This window comes from Phaeobacter sp. 11ANDIMAR09, assembly GCF_001294455.1.
Classification (GTDB): domain Bacteria; phylum Pseudomonadota; class Alphaproteobacteria; order Rhodobacterales; family Rhodobacteraceae; genus Pseudophaeobacter.
The window spans coordinates 1-13,362 of sequence record NZ_LIKT01000002.1 but is presented as its reverse complement, the minus strand read 5'-3'; the positions used below and the strand labels follow the sequence as shown (position 1 = coordinate 13,362).

The 13,362-nt window shown below is 59.1% G+C and carries 14 protein-coding genes and 1 tRNA gene; 6 read left to right on the top strand and 9 right to left on the bottom strand.

Annotated features, from left to right (window positions below; translation table 11 throughout):
* Positions 1-37: 37 nt before the first annotated feature.
* From AN476_RS01600 to AN476_RS01575, 6 genes are all read right to left on the bottom strand, one after another.
* Positions 38-727 (bottom strand): ABC transporter ATP-binding protein, encoded by a 690-nt coding sequence (locus AN476_RS01600; protein WP_054458952.1) that lies wholly within the window; start codon positions 725-727, stop codon positions 38-40.
* Positions 724-1,479: an ABC transporter ATP-binding protein gene (locus tag AN476_RS01595; protein WP_054458950.1), complete on the bottom strand. Its 756-nt coding sequence runs from the start codon at positions 1,477-1,479 to the stop codon at positions 724-726. The genes AN476_RS01600 and AN476_RS01595 overlap by 4 nt, the downstream gene beginning before the upstream one ends.
* On the bottom strand, positions 1,472-2,455 hold the full coding sequence (locus AN476_RS01590; RefSeq protein WP_054458948.1) for a branched-chain amino acid ABC transporter permease: 984 nt from the start codon (positions 2,453-2,455) through the stop codon (positions 1,472-1,474). The genes AN476_RS01595 and AN476_RS01590 overlap by 8 nt, the downstream gene beginning before the upstream one ends.
* Position 2,456: 1 nt before the next feature.
* Positions 2,457-3,377: a branched-chain amino acid ABC transporter permease gene (locus tag AN476_RS01585; RefSeq protein WP_054459421.1), complete on the bottom strand. Its 921-nt coding sequence runs from the start codon at positions 3,375-3,377 to the stop codon at positions 2,457-2,459.
* A gap of 61 nt (positions 3,378-3,438) precedes the next feature.
* Complete coding sequence (locus AN476_RS01580) at positions 3,439-4,575, bottom strand: ABC transporter substrate-binding protein (protein ID WP_054458945.1); 1,137 nt, start codon at positions 4,573-4,575, stop codon at positions 3,439-3,441.
* Between the two features lie 384 nt (positions 4,576-4,959).
* Positions 4,960-6,177 (bottom strand): NnrS family protein, encoded by a 1,218-nt coding sequence (locus AN476_RS01575; RefSeq protein WP_054458943.1) that lies wholly within the window; start codon positions 6,175-6,177, stop codon positions 4,960-4,962.
* Between the two features lie 204 nt (positions 6,178-6,381).
* Here AN476_RS01575 and AN476_RS01570 point away from each other — a divergent pair, with 204 nt between their 5' ends.
* Both AN476_RS01570 and AN476_RS01565 read left to right on the top strand, forming a co-directional pair.
* Complete coding sequence (locus tag AN476_RS01570; RefSeq protein ID WP_054458940.1) at positions 6,382-7,077, top strand: Crp/Fnr family transcriptional regulator; 696 nt, start codon at positions 6,382-6,384, stop codon at positions 7,075-7,077.
* Positions 7,078-7,105: 28 nt separating this feature from the next.
* A complete protein-coding gene (locus AN476_RS01565; protein WP_054458938.1) occupies positions 7,106-7,795 on the top strand; it encodes an NnrU family protein in 690 nt (229 codons plus the stop codon).
* On the opposite strand, the gene AN476_RS01560 is transcribed toward AN476_RS01565, so the two are convergent.
* Genes AN476_RS01560 through AN476_RS01550 form a run of 3 tightly spaced genes read right to left on the bottom strand, consistent with a single transcriptional unit; the run spans position 7,792 to position 10,834 of the window.
* Entirely contained in the window at positions 7,792-8,490 is a 699-nt protein-coding gene (locus AN476_RS01560) for a GntR family transcriptional regulator (protein ID WP_054458936.1), read from the bottom strand. The genes AN476_RS01565 and AN476_RS01560 overlap by 4 nt on opposite strands.
* A complete protein-coding gene (gene argE, locus AN476_RS01555; protein WP_054458934.1) occupies positions 8,491-9,645 on the bottom strand; it encodes an acetylornithine deacetylase in 1,155 nt (384 codons plus the stop codon).
* Positions 9,646-9,649: 4 nt separating this feature from the next.
* Positions 9,650-10,834 (bottom strand): M24 family metallopeptidase, encoded by a 1,185-nt coding sequence (locus AN476_RS01550; RefSeq protein ID WP_054458932.1) that lies wholly within the window; start codon positions 10,832-10,834, stop codon positions 9,650-9,652.
* A 163-nt stretch (positions 10,835-10,997) separates the two neighbouring features.
* On the opposite strand from AN476_RS01550, the gene AN476_RS01545 reads away from it, so the two are divergent.
* The 4 genes from AN476_RS01545 to AN476_RS23205 all read left to right on the top strand — a co-directional run.
* Entirely contained in the window at positions 10,998-12,374 is a 1,377-nt protein-coding gene (locus AN476_RS01545) for an aspartate aminotransferase family protein (protein WP_054458929.1), read from the top strand.
* Positions 12,375-12,564: 190 nt separating this feature from the next.
* Positions 12,565-12,654: transfer RNA gene (locus AN476_RS01540), tRNA-Ser, on the top strand.
* Positions 12,655-12,828: 174 nt separating this feature from the next.
* Positions 12,829-13,020, top strand: coding sequence for a hypothetical protein (locus AN476_RS22765; protein WP_157063656.1), 192 nt, complete (start codon positions 12,829-12,831; stop codon positions 13,018-13,020).
* Positions 13,021-13,362, top strand: a 342-nt coding sequence (locus AN476_RS23205; protein WP_216598368.1) for a hypothetical protein, incomplete at its 3' end; no start/stop codon positions are given.

The window sequence follows — 13,362 nt, the reverse complement described above, 5'->3', positions numbered from 1 at the left end:
TGTGGCCCGGCGCAAGCCACGCACATTTTGTCCCCGCTCAAACCCCTAAGTAGAGATCCGTCAGATCTGGAGTGAGATCCTGCATCCCGCCAGACCAGACTGTCTCTCCCTTGTTCAGGATGACAGCCTTGTCAGCCACCTGCGCCAGCTCCTTCAGGGTCTTGTCGACCACCAGGATCGCCATGCCGGTTTGCGATTTCAGCGTACCAATGGCGGCCCAGATTTCCTGCCGCACCACCGGGGCCAGACCTTCGGTTGCCTCGTCCAAGATCAACAGGCGCGGATTGGTCATCAAGGCGCGGCCAATGGCCAGCATTTGCTGCTCACCGCCCGAAAGCGACGCGGCCTTTTGGTGACGCCGCTCTGCCAGACGGGGAAACAGCGCGGCCACCTTGGCAAAATCCCACTCCCCCGCACGGGCAGCGGCGGTCAGGTTTTCCTCGACCGTCAGGGGCGCAAAACAGCGCCGCCCCTCGGGCACCAGCCCGACTCCGAGCTGGGCAATGCGATGCGATTGCATCTGCCGCAAATCGCGCCCAGCAAAGTCCAGCCCCCCATCAGAGGCCGCAAGCATGCCGCAGATCACTTTGATCGTAGTGCTCTTGCCCATGCCATTACGGCCCATCAGCGCCAGCACCTCGCCCTCATCCAGAGAGAGGTCGACGCCAAACAGCGCCTGCGATGGACCATAGGAGGCCATGAGCCCCTGAACAGTCAAAAGGCTCATACCAAATCCTCCTCGCCCAGATAAGCGCGGCGCACCTCGAGGTTGTTGCGGATCTCATCCGCCGTGCCAGTGGCGATGACTGCGCCATAGACCAGCACCGAAATACGATCTGCCAGGGCAAACACCGCGTCCATGTCATGTTCGACCAACAGAATCGGCGCCTCGTGGCGCAGGGTGTCCAAAAACCCTGTCAGATCCTTTGACCCGCTGGCGCCAAGTCCCGCCATAGGCTCGTCCATCAGAAACAAACGTGGTTTCAGAGTCAGGGCAACGGCAACCTCCAGCTGGCGGCGCTGGCCATGGGACAGATCCGATGTCCGCTGCTGCGCCGCCTCTTGCAGCCCGACACGTTTCAGGGCCTCCTGCGCGGTGGCCAGCAGGGCTTTGTCCTTCATCACGTTTTGAAACAGCCCATAGGCACGACCGCGCGCGCCCAGCGCCCCCAACACCACATTCTGCAAGACAGAGAACTCCATCGCCAATGAGGAGATCTGGAAGGTGCGCCCCAGCCCCATACGGGCCCGGGCAACTGTATCCAGCGCAGTGACATCCTGGCCCAGCACCTCGACCCGTCCCGCATCGGGACGCAAGCCCCCTGCGATCTGCTTGATCAAGGTCGATTTCCCGGCCCCGTTGGGGCCGATCAACGCGTGGATCTCGCCCGGGCGCAGATCCAGGGAAATGTCATCGCTGGCCTTCAAGGCGCCAAAACTCTTGGATAGGTTTTCTACCTTCAGAACCGGATCAGTCATGCGCCACCTCCCGGCCCAGCAGGGCGCCAATCAGGCCACCCCGGGCAAAGAGCACCATGCCAAGCAGCAGCAGCCCAAGGAAGATTTGCCAGTATTCGCTGATCCCTCCCAAGAGATGCTCGAGCAGGATGTAAACCGCCGCCCCCACAACAGGCCCATAGAGCCGCCCCACACCGCCAAGGATAACAAAGATCATGATCTCGCCGCTGGTGTGCCAGCTCAGCATCGTCGGACTGACAAAGCGGTTGAGATCCGCAAACAACGCCCCGGCAAGTCCGGTGATCGCCCCAGAGATCACAAAGGCCATGAGCCGCAGCTTGAACGGGGCCAATCCAACGGTCTCTACGCGCTCTTCAGACTGCCGCGCGGCTGACAGCGCCAGGCCAAACCCAGATTTGGCCAATCGCGCCGCAAACCACAGGGTCAGAGAAAGCAGCACAAAGGCGACGGCAAAGAACTGGATCGGATCCAGGGTGTTCACCCCCGGCATCTCGTTGCGGACCCAGATCGATAGCCCATCTTCGCCACCATAGGCGGACCAGCTGATCGCGAAGTAGTAAAGCATCTGCCCAAAGGCCAGGGTGATCATGATGAAATAGACACCCGAGGTGCGCAGGGAAAGCGCCCCGATCACCAGCGCTGCTGCAGCACTTGCCAGTACAGCCACCAGCCAGATCAGGGGCATCTGATTGCTGCCTTCAAACAGGAAAGGCCAGGCAAACAGCGGCTCATAGTTCTGCGCATGGGACGCCAGAATACCCATGGCATAGCCACCAATGCCAAAAAATGCCGCGTGTCCCAGGCTGACCAAGCCGCCAAGGCCCAAGGCAATGTTCAGCCCCACGCCAGCCAGAGCCAGGATTGCCACTTTGGTTGCCAGGGTGATGATAAAGGGTTCGTCCATTTGCCAGGCCAGGAGCGGCACGGCCAGCATCACCAGCAATACGGCCGCATTGAATAGTTTCTCGCGCCCCATGTTATGCGCTCCCTCCAAATAGGCCGGATGGGCGCACCAGCAGAACGGCCGCCATCAGGATATAGATCAGCATCGAGGCGAGTGACGCCCCCAGGGAGGCCGCACTTGCGGGCTCCATCAAGAGTGCAAAGAGCCGTGGTAGGAAGACGCCGCCCAATGTGTCGGTCAACCCCACCAACAACGCGCCGACAAGCGCGCCCTTGATCGAACCGATGCCACCTATGACGATGACCACAAAGGCCAGAATCAGCACCGGCTCCCCCATGCCGACCTGCACCGATTGGATCGCACCAACCAGCGCCCCGGCCAGACCAGCCAAGGCCGCGCCCAATGCAAAGACCAGCGTGTAGAGTTTGGAGATATCCACGCCCAGCGCCGCGATCATTTCGCGGTCGGCTTCACCAGCGCGGATCTGAACACCAATTCGGGTGCGGGCGATCAGCCAGAACAAGCCAGCGCCAACCACCAGGCCAATCACGATAATGGCCAGACGGTAGAGCGGATACTGAATGCCTCCCGGCAACATCACCGGCCCGGACAGATAGCTCGGCACGTCCAGAAACAGCGGAAAGGAGCCAAAGAGCCAGCGGGTGCCCTCGGAAAAAATCAGGATCAGCGCAAAGGTCGCCAGCACCTGATCCAGATGGTCGCGATCATACAAGCGGCGAATGACGGTGACTTCAACCAGCGCACCAGCTGCAGCGGCGGCCGCCAGACTGGCCATCAGCGCCAGAACAAAGGATCCGGTCCAGCCCGCCACAGCGGCAGCCGCGAAAGCTCCCACCATATAGAGCGCACCATGGGCGAGGTTGATCAACCCCATGACGCCAAAGACCAGAGTCAGACCAGCAGCCATCAAGAAGAGCATGACCCCGAACTGTAATCCGTTCAGGACCTGCTCAAGAATGAGAATAAGAGACATGGGGGTTCTTTCCTTGGTTAGGGCCACGATCATCATTCGTGGCCCCACCTTTCAAGGTCGCTTACATATTGCACTCAGACGCATAGGCGTCCGCGTGATCAGACAGACCGGTGGCGATGATCTTGTTGGTGAAAACATCACCCTCCTGGATCACTTCGCGCACGTAGATGTTCTGCACCGGGTGGTGGTTGTCGCCAAACTTGAAGTCACCGCGTACCGAGTCAAACTCGGCAGCCTTGAGTGCGGCGCGGAAAGCGTCCTGATCTTTGACCTCGGCCTTGTCCAGCGCGCTGAGGATCAGGTTGGCTGTGTCAAAGCCCTGGCTGGCATAGAGCGAGGGAAGACGGCCATATTTGGCCTGAAAGTCAGCGACAAAGGCCGTATTGGCCGCATTGTCGATATCCTTGTTCCACTGCGAAGTGTTCTTGATACCCAGCGCCGCGGCGCCCACGGCCTGCAGGATGCCCTGATCAAAGCTGAAGGCAGGGCCCACAACTGGCAGGTCAACACCGCTGTCGGCATATTGCTTGAGGAAGGAAATCCCCATACCGCCGGGCAGGAAGAAATAGACCGAATCCGCTCCTGACGCCCGGATCTGTGCGATCTCGGCGGCGTAATCGGTCTGACCCAGCTTGGTGTAGATTTCACCGGCCAGCTCGCCGCCATACATACGTTTGTAGCCGGTTAGCGCATCCTTGCCCGCCGGGTAGTTCGGCGCCAGGATAAAGCTGTTCTTCAGCGCCGCGTCATTGGCATAGGCGCCGGCGGCCTCGTGCAGGTTGTCGTTCTGCCAGGCGACGTTGAAATAGTTCTTGTGGCAGCGCTTGCCGGCCAGAACCGAAGGGCCGGCATTGGGCGAGAGGTAGAACACATCTTGCGCCGTGGCCGCCGGCACCACCGCCATTGCGAGGTTCGACCAGATGATGCCGGTCATGATATCGACTTTTTCCGATTGGATCATGCGATCGGCAATCTGCACGGCGCTTTCGGGTTTGCGCTGATCGTCCTCGATCACCACTTCGATATCGTCGCGCCCTGCGGCCTCGATCGCCAGCATGAAGCCGTCGCGCACATCAACGCCCAGCCCAGCGCCACCGCCAGACAGCGTGGTGATCATGCCAATTTTGGTCTCCGCCTGCGCGGCAAGGGCCAGCGTCGACACAGCTGTCGCCATCGCGAGTGATTTCAAAATCTTCATTGTTCGCATACTCCCTAAGTACTTCAATGTGCGTGCCCCACGTTGGTCGCAGGTGCCATGACGTTACTATCCCCAGATCAGGCAGGGGGCGCCAGTTTTTCTTGCCCAGCTATGGCCCTCTTGAACGGGCCCTGCGTAAAACCAGGCACCCCCAAATACTGTTGGGGGAGATCTTGCTCAAAATTGTAAGCGCCAAATACACTTTATTTCAAGATTAAAATATTCAACCCTAAAATACTGACATCTCCTCCACACTTTTGCCAAGGCGAGAAACAGCATGGCCTGTTAAGAAACCGCAAGGCACTCCCGCCCTTGCCAAGGCGCAGGCAAGGGCGTTAAGCGAAGGGGGATACACTCCCCTACTGCCTCTTATTTTTTCGTTCCCTAAGAAGGGTTTGGGGAGGAATTTGGTTTGCGGCGCGCCAAGTTCCCGCGCAGCAACCAGGGCACCAACCGCAAGCTCAGAAGCGCAAAAGAAAGACTCCAGAACCCGCCGGAAACCTGCACCCAGTCTAACACGGTCATGGGGAAAATAGTGCCCGCCACCCGGACCAAAGCCGCCAATAGTAAGAGCCCAAAACCGAGGCTCAACAGAGGTCCGGCGACCAATGGGCGCCCTGTATGACCTAGCGAAGCCCGCATCATCACGGCCATGGTCATGCCGCCAACCGCCCCGATTCCCAACAGATGGACTGCTGCCACCTGCTCCATCAGCCCAAAGGCGGCGCAGCCCGAAACCATCACCCCGATTGGGACAAAGAAATAGGCCAGATGCAGCATCACCAGCAACGGGGAGGCCAGAACCGCCTGCCCCCGCCAACGGGTAAGCCTGGCCACATGCAAGGCGCCAGCCAGCAGCAAGAGCACACCTGAGACAAAGGACAAAGGCACCAGAACCCAAGCCATCAGCGCGATGGCACCAATCACCAGGCAAAGGCCATCAAAGCGGGAAAAGGCTATAGGCATCGGCCCCTCCCTGCCCCGCTCCCTGGTCAACCAATTGCGGGTAAAGCTGGGAATGATCCGCCCTCCGATCAACATGATCAGAAACACCAACAATGCAATCCCCAAACGCCGCCCATAATCTGAACTGCCGTTCAGCTGAACTTCCAGATGAAACAGGATATTGCCCGCAGCCAGCATCAGAACCGGCACCAGAACCTTGAGATTCCGCCAATTCTGGCCTGCGATAACCTCGCGCGCGATCATTGCCGCGACCAGCAGCAGGAAACTGCCGTCCACGACCAACACCACAATCGGGGAAAGCGCGGGCAGCGGCCCAGCGCCCCAAAGCACCACCCGCCCAAGGATCCAGACCAGGAACAACAGCGCCAGCGGCCAGCCCCTAACCGGCATCCGTCCAGTCCAGTTCGGCACTGCCGTGAACAGAAAACCGGCCAGAACCGCGCTACCATAACCAAAGATCATCTCGTGAATATGCCAATCGACCACCGGGAAATGACCCGAAAACTCAAGACTTCCGTGCCAGATCAGCAGCCAGACCGGCACCACCACCATGGCAAAGACGCTGGCCCCGGCAAAGAAGGGTCGAAAGCCATAGGAAAACAGGGCAGGACCCATGAAAGGTGAGCGGGAAGTCATCGGTAGTTCCTTGTGACTGAGGCCAGGCCTGCTGATCCAATGCCATGAACGCCCGCCCCAAAGCCGCCCTCAATTTACGCGAATTGCCACTGGCCGGGTGTTTTCTGCGCCCCAGCTATGATCTATCTACTGCACAGGTTCTTTGTCGCACCACAAACTCAGGCTCGATTGCGACGCAAATCCAGCTGCCCATCAGGAGATCCCTTGGCCAAACTCGATGAAAGCCTGCTGCGTGATCTGCCCCCCTTTTCGCAGCTGTCCAAAGGGCAAATTCGTGATGTTCTCGATCAGGCCAGCTCAAAGCGCTATGACCCTGAGGCCGAGATCTTTCGCGAAGGATATGAAGCCGATCGCTTCTACCTGCTGCTGGATGGCCATATCCGCGTGGTGCGCACCACCCCTGAGGGCGAGCAGATCATCGCTCTGCATATCCCGCCCGGACAGCTGTTTGGCATTGCCCCGGCCCTGCAACGCGACACCTATCCTGCGACGGCCTTTACCGCCACCGAAACCCTCGCACTGTCCTGGCCAGTTCGCCTCTGGGAACCCTTTGTGCAGACCTATCCTGGCTTTGCCACCGAATCCTACAAGACATTGGGCCTGCGGCTGGACGAGATGCAGACCCGGATCACCGAACTGGCAACCCAGGCTGTAGAGCGCCGGGTCGCTGCCGCCCTGTTGCGGCTGGTGCATCAATCGGGAAGCCAGGTTGAAGACGGTTTGGAAGTCGCCTTTCCCATCACCCGCAAACATATCTCGGAAATGACCGGCACCACGCTGCACACGGTCAGCCGGTTGCTCTCGGCCTGGGAAAAGGTCGGCACAGTGAAATCGGCCCGCAAACGCATTGTGGTCACGAATGCGCACCACCTTTCGACGCTGAGCGGTATCGAGTGCTGATCCCAGAGCCGCCAGGAGTATCTAACTGATGGCCGAATGGCTGGAGTTCACCCTTGCCCTGGCGGCCTTTCTGGGCGGCCATATCCTACCCCGCCTTGGCGGGTTGCGCGAAAGACTCATTGCCCGTGTAGGACGGCGGACCTATTTCTCCCTTTACGGTGGCCTCTCGCTGGTGCTTCTGGGCTGGCTGATCCTTGCGACCGGAGACGCTCCGCGCGTGCAGATCTGGCCACATCACATCTGGATGCGTTGGCTCGTCAACCTGGTGATGCCGTTTGTGTTTGTGCTGGTCCTTTGTGGGATCGGACTGCGCTGCCCAAATACCTTGGGCTCCAAACAGGGGGCAGACTTCACCCCGGCAGATCCCGGCTTTGCCGCCGTCAGCCGCCACCCCCTGCTGCTGGCCCTGATGATCTGGTCGAGCGCACATCTGCTGGCCAACGGCGAGCTGGCCCATGTCATTTTGTTCGCCACCTTTGCCGGCTTCCCGGTCGCTGCCATCTGGGCCTTTGACAGGAAATCCGCGCGGCAGATGGGCGACAGCGCGGATGCTTTGTTTGCTCAGACCGCCTGGCTATCACTGCGGCCCTTGCTGCGCCGGCATTGGTGGCGGCAGAACCTGCGCTTACTCGCGCCGCGTTGCTTGCTGGCTTTGCTGTTCTGGATGGCGGCCCTGCATCTGCACAACGCGGTGATTGGCGCCTGGCCCTTTCCCTAAGCGCACTTGAGCTGCAGACGTTTCAGGCTCATCGAGATATGCGCCCGCTGGATATGGGCCACAGCCTCGACATCGCCAGCGCGCAGAGCCAGTTGAATGGCTTCCAGCTCGTGCTGAAAAATGCGGAACTCTTCTTCCAAATCCAACTGCGCTTCTTCGGCCGCGCGCAGCCAGAGCCGTTTGGTCTGGAAGTAATAGCGTTCAAGCGTCTGACGCAGAGGCAGGTTGGCGGTTAAGCGTAGCAAAACCTTAAACACATCTATGTCAAACTGGGTAAAGGCCCGCGCAGTGCCCCTGGCAATGATATCTTCTCCACGCCGCACCAACGCATCAAATTCCCCCAGGAATCCCGCATCGGGCAGCACAGGATCCAGTCGGGCGGTCAGGGCGATCAGCTCGACCCGCAGATGATAGACCTGCTCTAGCTCGGTCAGATCTGCATCGGTCACAACCGTACCAACCCCATGGATAGACTGTACAAGCCCTTCGTCCTCCAACCGGGCCAGAACCCGGCGGATCGGCGTGCGGCTGGTGCCGAACTCTTCGGCCAAGGCAACTTCCGAGAGGCGCATGCCCGGCAGATAATCCAGCAGACAGATCCGCTGTCGGATCTCGTGGTGCATCAGGGCATGACGATCCCGCACCGACAGCCCTGCATCCTCCAAAGCCTCCTGTGGGGAAGGTTTCACTGTCACCTAAAGATATCTCCCAAGTCGCTGTAGAACCGACAGGCACTGATCCAGCTGGTCCAAAGCAAGATATTCATCCGCTTTATGTGCCTGGGCAATCGAGCCCGGACCACAGACCACCACATCCATGCCAAGTGCCTGGAAAATACCCGCTTCGGTGCCAAAGGCAACCAGATCAGTGCCATTGGCCCCGGTCAGTTCGGCCATGATGCGGCGGGCTTCATTCTGATCCATCGGCTCCAGCCCCGCGACCTCTCCGATGGTTTCCAACGTGATCTCCGCCTCCGGGTAGGTTTGGCGCATCTGTGGCAATAGATGCGTCTCGCACAATTGGCGCAGCGCGGTTTTGACAAAATCAGCATCCCTGGCCGTGACTGGGCGCATTTCCCAGTCGACCTGTGCCTTTGAGGCAATCACATTGTGCGCCACGCCGCCCTGAAGGGCACCGACGTTCACCGTGGTCCAGGGGGGATCAAACCGGCTGCCAGCCGGGGCCATGCCGCGCAGCCGCTGTTTCAGCTGCAGCAGCTCTGCCACATAGCGCACCGCATATTCCACCGCGTTGACGCCCAGATCCGGCGCCGACCCATGGCCCTCTAACCCATGGAAATGGGTACTGTATTCATAGCAGCCCTTGTGACCCTCGATCACTCGCATCTCTGTGGGCTCACCAATGATGGCCACCCCCGGCGTCAGCCCCCGCGCCTGCAAATCGGCTGCCAAGTGCTGGGCGCCAAAACAGCCGATCTCTTCGTCATAGGTAAAGGCAAAATGCATCGGTCGGGTGCTAACCTGTGTCGCATAGGTCGGCGCCATGGCCAGACAGGCCGCAATGAAACCCTTCATGTCGCAGGTGCCACGGCCATACAGCCGCCCGTCCCGCTCTTCCATCACAAAGGGGTCACTGCTCCAGTCCTGATCCGTCACCGGCACCACGTCGCTATGGCCAGACAGCAAGATGCCGCCATCCACCTCTGGCCCCAAGGTGGCAAAGAGGTTGGCCTTGGTCCCACAGGGCGACGAGGAGAGGTCAACCCTGGCGCCGCAATCTTCGAGCAGCCCTGCCGCGTAGGCAATCAAGGCCTGATTGCTGTCGCTGGACAGGGTGGGAAAGGCAATGAGATCGCCCAGGATCTCGCAGGTGCGCGCCCGCAATTCCATCGCCCTAGCCTTTGATGAAGAGCTTGCGCTCCACATCACAGAGGGTTTCTGCCGCGCCATCTTCGGTGATCAGAATAGTCTCGGTGGTCTCTAGCCCCCAGGTGTCCATCCACAGCGCCGGCATAAAGTGGAACACCATGCCTGGCTCCAACACAGTGGTATCTTCGCTGCGGATCGAGGCGCTGCGTTCGCCCCAGTCTGGCGGGTAGCTGAGCCCGATGGGATAGCCACAACGCCCCTCGCGGTGAATGCCATGGCTTTTTAGGACATCAATAAAGGCATTGGCGATATCACAGGTACGATTGCCTGCCCGTGCCGCCTGCAGGCCCGCCTCGATACCCTCCAGTTGCGCCGCTTCGGCCCGCAGCACCTCCTCTGGCGGGGTGCCCAGATAAACCGTCCGGCACAGCGGCGCGTGATAGCGGCGATAGCAGCCGGAAAGCTCAAAGAAGGTCGCCTCGCCTTCGCGCATCGGCGCCCCATCCCAGGTGAGATGCGCCGCAGTGGCATCCAGCCCCGAGGGGGTCAGCGGCACAATCGCCGGGTAATCCCCCCAGTCATCGCCAACGCCGGTGATCCCGGCATGATAGATATCGGCCACCAGGTCGTTCTTGCGCACCCCCGGCGCGGCGCGTTCAATGGCAGTGGCCATGACCTTTTCCGAAATTCGCGCGGCCTTGCGAATAAAACCGATCTCATCCTCGGATTTCACCAGCCGCTGCCAATTGACCAGAGCTGTGGCATCCTGCATCTGCGCCTGCGGCAGTTCGGCCACCAACACCGCATGGGCTTTGGCGGAGTAATAATAATTCTCCATCTCGACACCAATGCACGCACGCTCATACCCTAAAGCTCGAATATGGCCCGCCAAATCCTGCATCGGATGACGCTCAGTTGATTGCACGTAGTGGTCGCCATAGCCATGGATTTGCTTTGTGGACATCCAACAGGTCCGCCCTGCCCCGATACTGTCCATGTAACGCCCCCACCAGATCGGTTCGCCGGTCAGCCCCAGCAGGACGCCCTGATGTACATAGAAGGACCAGCCATCATAGCCGGTCAACCAGGCCTGGTTTGACGGATCCGTCACAAACAGCAGCTCAATCCCTGCCTGCTGCATGGCCACACGGGTCTTAGTGATACGGCGGTCGTATTCAGCGCGGCTGAACGGGGCATTTCCTGGGACCACTGCGTTATCCTTTCTGAGGTATAAGGAGTTGTGATGTGTACAACATCAAAAACATCATGGAGTTTCTTTAAGATTACTGCCAAGTTTCACCACAAAGGCAAGTGATTCATTTGCCGTTGTACACAATTGCGTAAATTCTACGCGACAGCTACGGGAAGAAATAATGCTGAAGAACGATCAACTAGACAGCTGGGACCGCGACAACTTCTTTCACCCCTCCACCCATCTGGCTCAGCATGCCCGTGGTGAAAGCCCCTCGCGGGTGATCAAAACCGCCAGCGGCGTCCATATCGAAGACCGCGACGGCAACCAACTGCTCGATGCCTTTGCCGGGTTGTACTGTGTTAATGTCGGCTATGGCCGCCCCGAGATTGCCGAGGCCATTGCCGCCCAGGCCAAGGAACTGGCCTATTACCACTCCTATGTGGGCCACGGCACCGAAGCCTCGATCACCCTGTCCAAAATGATCCTGGATCGCGCACCCGCCAATATGTCCAAGGTTTACTTTGGCCTCGGCGGCTCTGACGCCAATGAAACCAACGTCAAACTGATCTGGTATTACAACAACATCCTGGGGCGCCCCGAAAAGAAAAAGATCATCTCGCGATGGCGCGGTTATCACGGCTCGGGGTTGGTCACAGGATCGCTCACCGGGTTGGAGCTGTTTCACAAGAAGTTCGACCTGCCACTGGCTCAGGTTATCCACACCGAAGCGCCCTATTACTTCCGCCGCGATGACCTGAACCAGAGCGAAGAGCAGTTTGTCGCCCATTGTGTCGCTGAACTGGAAGCCATGATTGAACGCGAAGGCGCCGATACCATCGCCGCCTTTATTGGCGAGCCGGTGCTGGGGACCGGCGGCATTGTCCCGCCCCCCGCAGGGTACTGGCCTGCTATCCAGGCGGTTCTGAAAAAACACGACATCCTGCTCGTCGCCGATGAGGTTGTTACCGGATTTGGCCGTCTGGGGTCCATGTTTGGCTCTGATCACTATGGCCTGGAGGCCGACATTATCACCATCGCCAAGGGCCTAACCTCGGCCTATGCCCCCCTGTCCGGATCCATCGTCTCTGACAAGGTCTGGAAAGTACTGGAGCAGGGCACCGATGAAAACGGCCCCATCGGCCATGGGTGGACCTATTCCGCACATCCCATTGGCGCCGCAGCCGGGGTGGCCAACCTCAAGCTGATTGATGAGCTGAACCTGATCGAGAACGCCAGCTCAACCGGCGCCTATCTGCAGCAAAGCATGCGTGAGGCCCTGGGTGATCACCCCCATGTCGGCGACATTCGTGGCGAAGGCATGCTCTGTGCAGTTGAATTTGTTCAGGACCGGGACAGCCGCCGCTTTTTTGACGCAGCAGATAAGATCGGCCCGCAGATCTCTGCGGCTCTTCTGGCTCAAGACAGCGTCATCGCCCGCGCCATGCCACAGGGAGACATTCTCGGATTTGCGCCTCCCTTCTGCCTCAGCCGCAGCGAGGCTGACACTGTGGTCGCCGCCACCAAACGCGCGGTAGAGACCGTCCTCCCCGGATAAAACCGCCCACCAAGACACCATATCCCATTGAAAACACGCCAGCCCGCAGAGCGACGGGCTGGCCCGTCAGTATATCAGCTTGCCCCGCTGCAAGGCGAGATATGACTTGGCAAAGCCTTCGGCAAAAAAATAGTGTACCCCTCATTTTTGGGCCTTGTCACCTCCGACTACCAGACATATACGGGTCAACGGAGACGTGGCCGAGTGGTCGAAGGCGCTCCCCTGCTAAGGGAGTAGGCCCGGAAGGGTCTCGAGGGTTCGAATCCCTTCGTCTCCGCCAGAATTTATATAACCCGATGTGTCTCACATCGGGTTTTTTCATGTCTATTCGTTATAAAACAAGCACTTATAACTAAATCCAGCCTGATGACTTGATTTCACCTCCTCAATCCCGCAACATTTCCCCGCAACAAATCCCGCAACATTTGACATCAAACAGTCCGGGAATGTTAACATGGATGGACAAACCAAACAGCAAGGCGGCCAGGTTTCACCCTGTCTTGGCAAGCGCGCATTTTCCGCTGCCATGGCCACTTACCTCACGATTGTTGACGGCTCACTTTGCTTCAGGAAAGCGCATTTTTCATTCTGCGCATCACTGGTGTTATTGAATGAACTCAGGGGAGCGTTTCAGTGGGCATTGTAAATGATCGTGGCCGCTTCTACTGGGTTAAACGGGTGCCAAAGAGGTATTTGGGTCTCGTCCTGGGGGGGCACCGGCAAGCCCGTTTCCCAAGTACGCCAAGCCCTTCACACCAGCGACAGAGCGGAAGCCAAGACCAAAGCAGCCCATGTTGAAGCGGCGCGCTTGAGCGAATGGGAAGCCCTCGCAACTGGCGACCATGATAATGCCCGCGCGAGCTACGAGGCTGCAAAAAGACTCTCTCGATCTCGGGGCTTTTCCTACCAACCCCTAACAGAGTTGGCGGGCACCGATCCCGTTCAACTTGCCCAAAGAATTATCTCCGTTACCGGCGAAAACTACACT

Coding starts and splice junctions, on each gene's coding strand:
- AN476_RS01600 (WP_054458952.1), bottom strand. CDS start 727: ATGAGCCTTTTGACTGTTCAGGGGCTCATGGCCTCCTATGGTCCATCG.
- AN476_RS01565 (WP_054458938.1), top strand. CDS start 7,106: ATGGCCGAATGGCTGGAGTTCACCCTTGCCCTGGCGGCCTTTCTGGGC.
- AN476_RS01580 (WP_054458945.1), bottom strand. CDS start 4,575: ATGAAGATTTTGAAATCACTCGCGATGGCGACAGCTGTGTCGACGCTG.
- AN476_RS01575 (WP_054458943.1), bottom strand. CDS start 6,177: ATGACTTCCCGCTCACCTTTCATGGGTCCTGCCCTGTTTTCCTATGGC.
- AN476_RS01590 (WP_054458948.1), bottom strand. CDS start 2,455: ATGGGGCGCGAGAAACTATTCAATGCGGCCGTATTGCTGGTGATGCTG.
- AN476_RS01595 (WP_054458950.1), bottom strand. CDS start 1,479: ATGACTGATCCGGTTCTGAAGGTAGAAAACCTATCCAAGAGTTTTGGC.
- AN476_RS01585 (WP_054459421.1), bottom strand. CDS start 3,377: ATGTCTCTTATTCTCATTCTTGAGCAGGTCCTGAACGGATTACAGTTC.
- AN476_RS22765 (WP_157063656.1), top strand. CDS start 12,829: ATGGATGGACAAACCAAACAGCAAGGCGGCCAGGTTTCACCCTGTCTT.
- argE (WP_054458934.1), bottom strand. CDS start 9,645: ATGGAATTGCGGGCGCGCACCTGCGAGATCCTGGGCGATCTCATTGCC.
- AN476_RS01545 (WP_054458929.1), top strand. CDS start 10,998: ATGCTGAAGAACGATCAACTAGACAGCTGGGACCGCGACAACTTCTTT.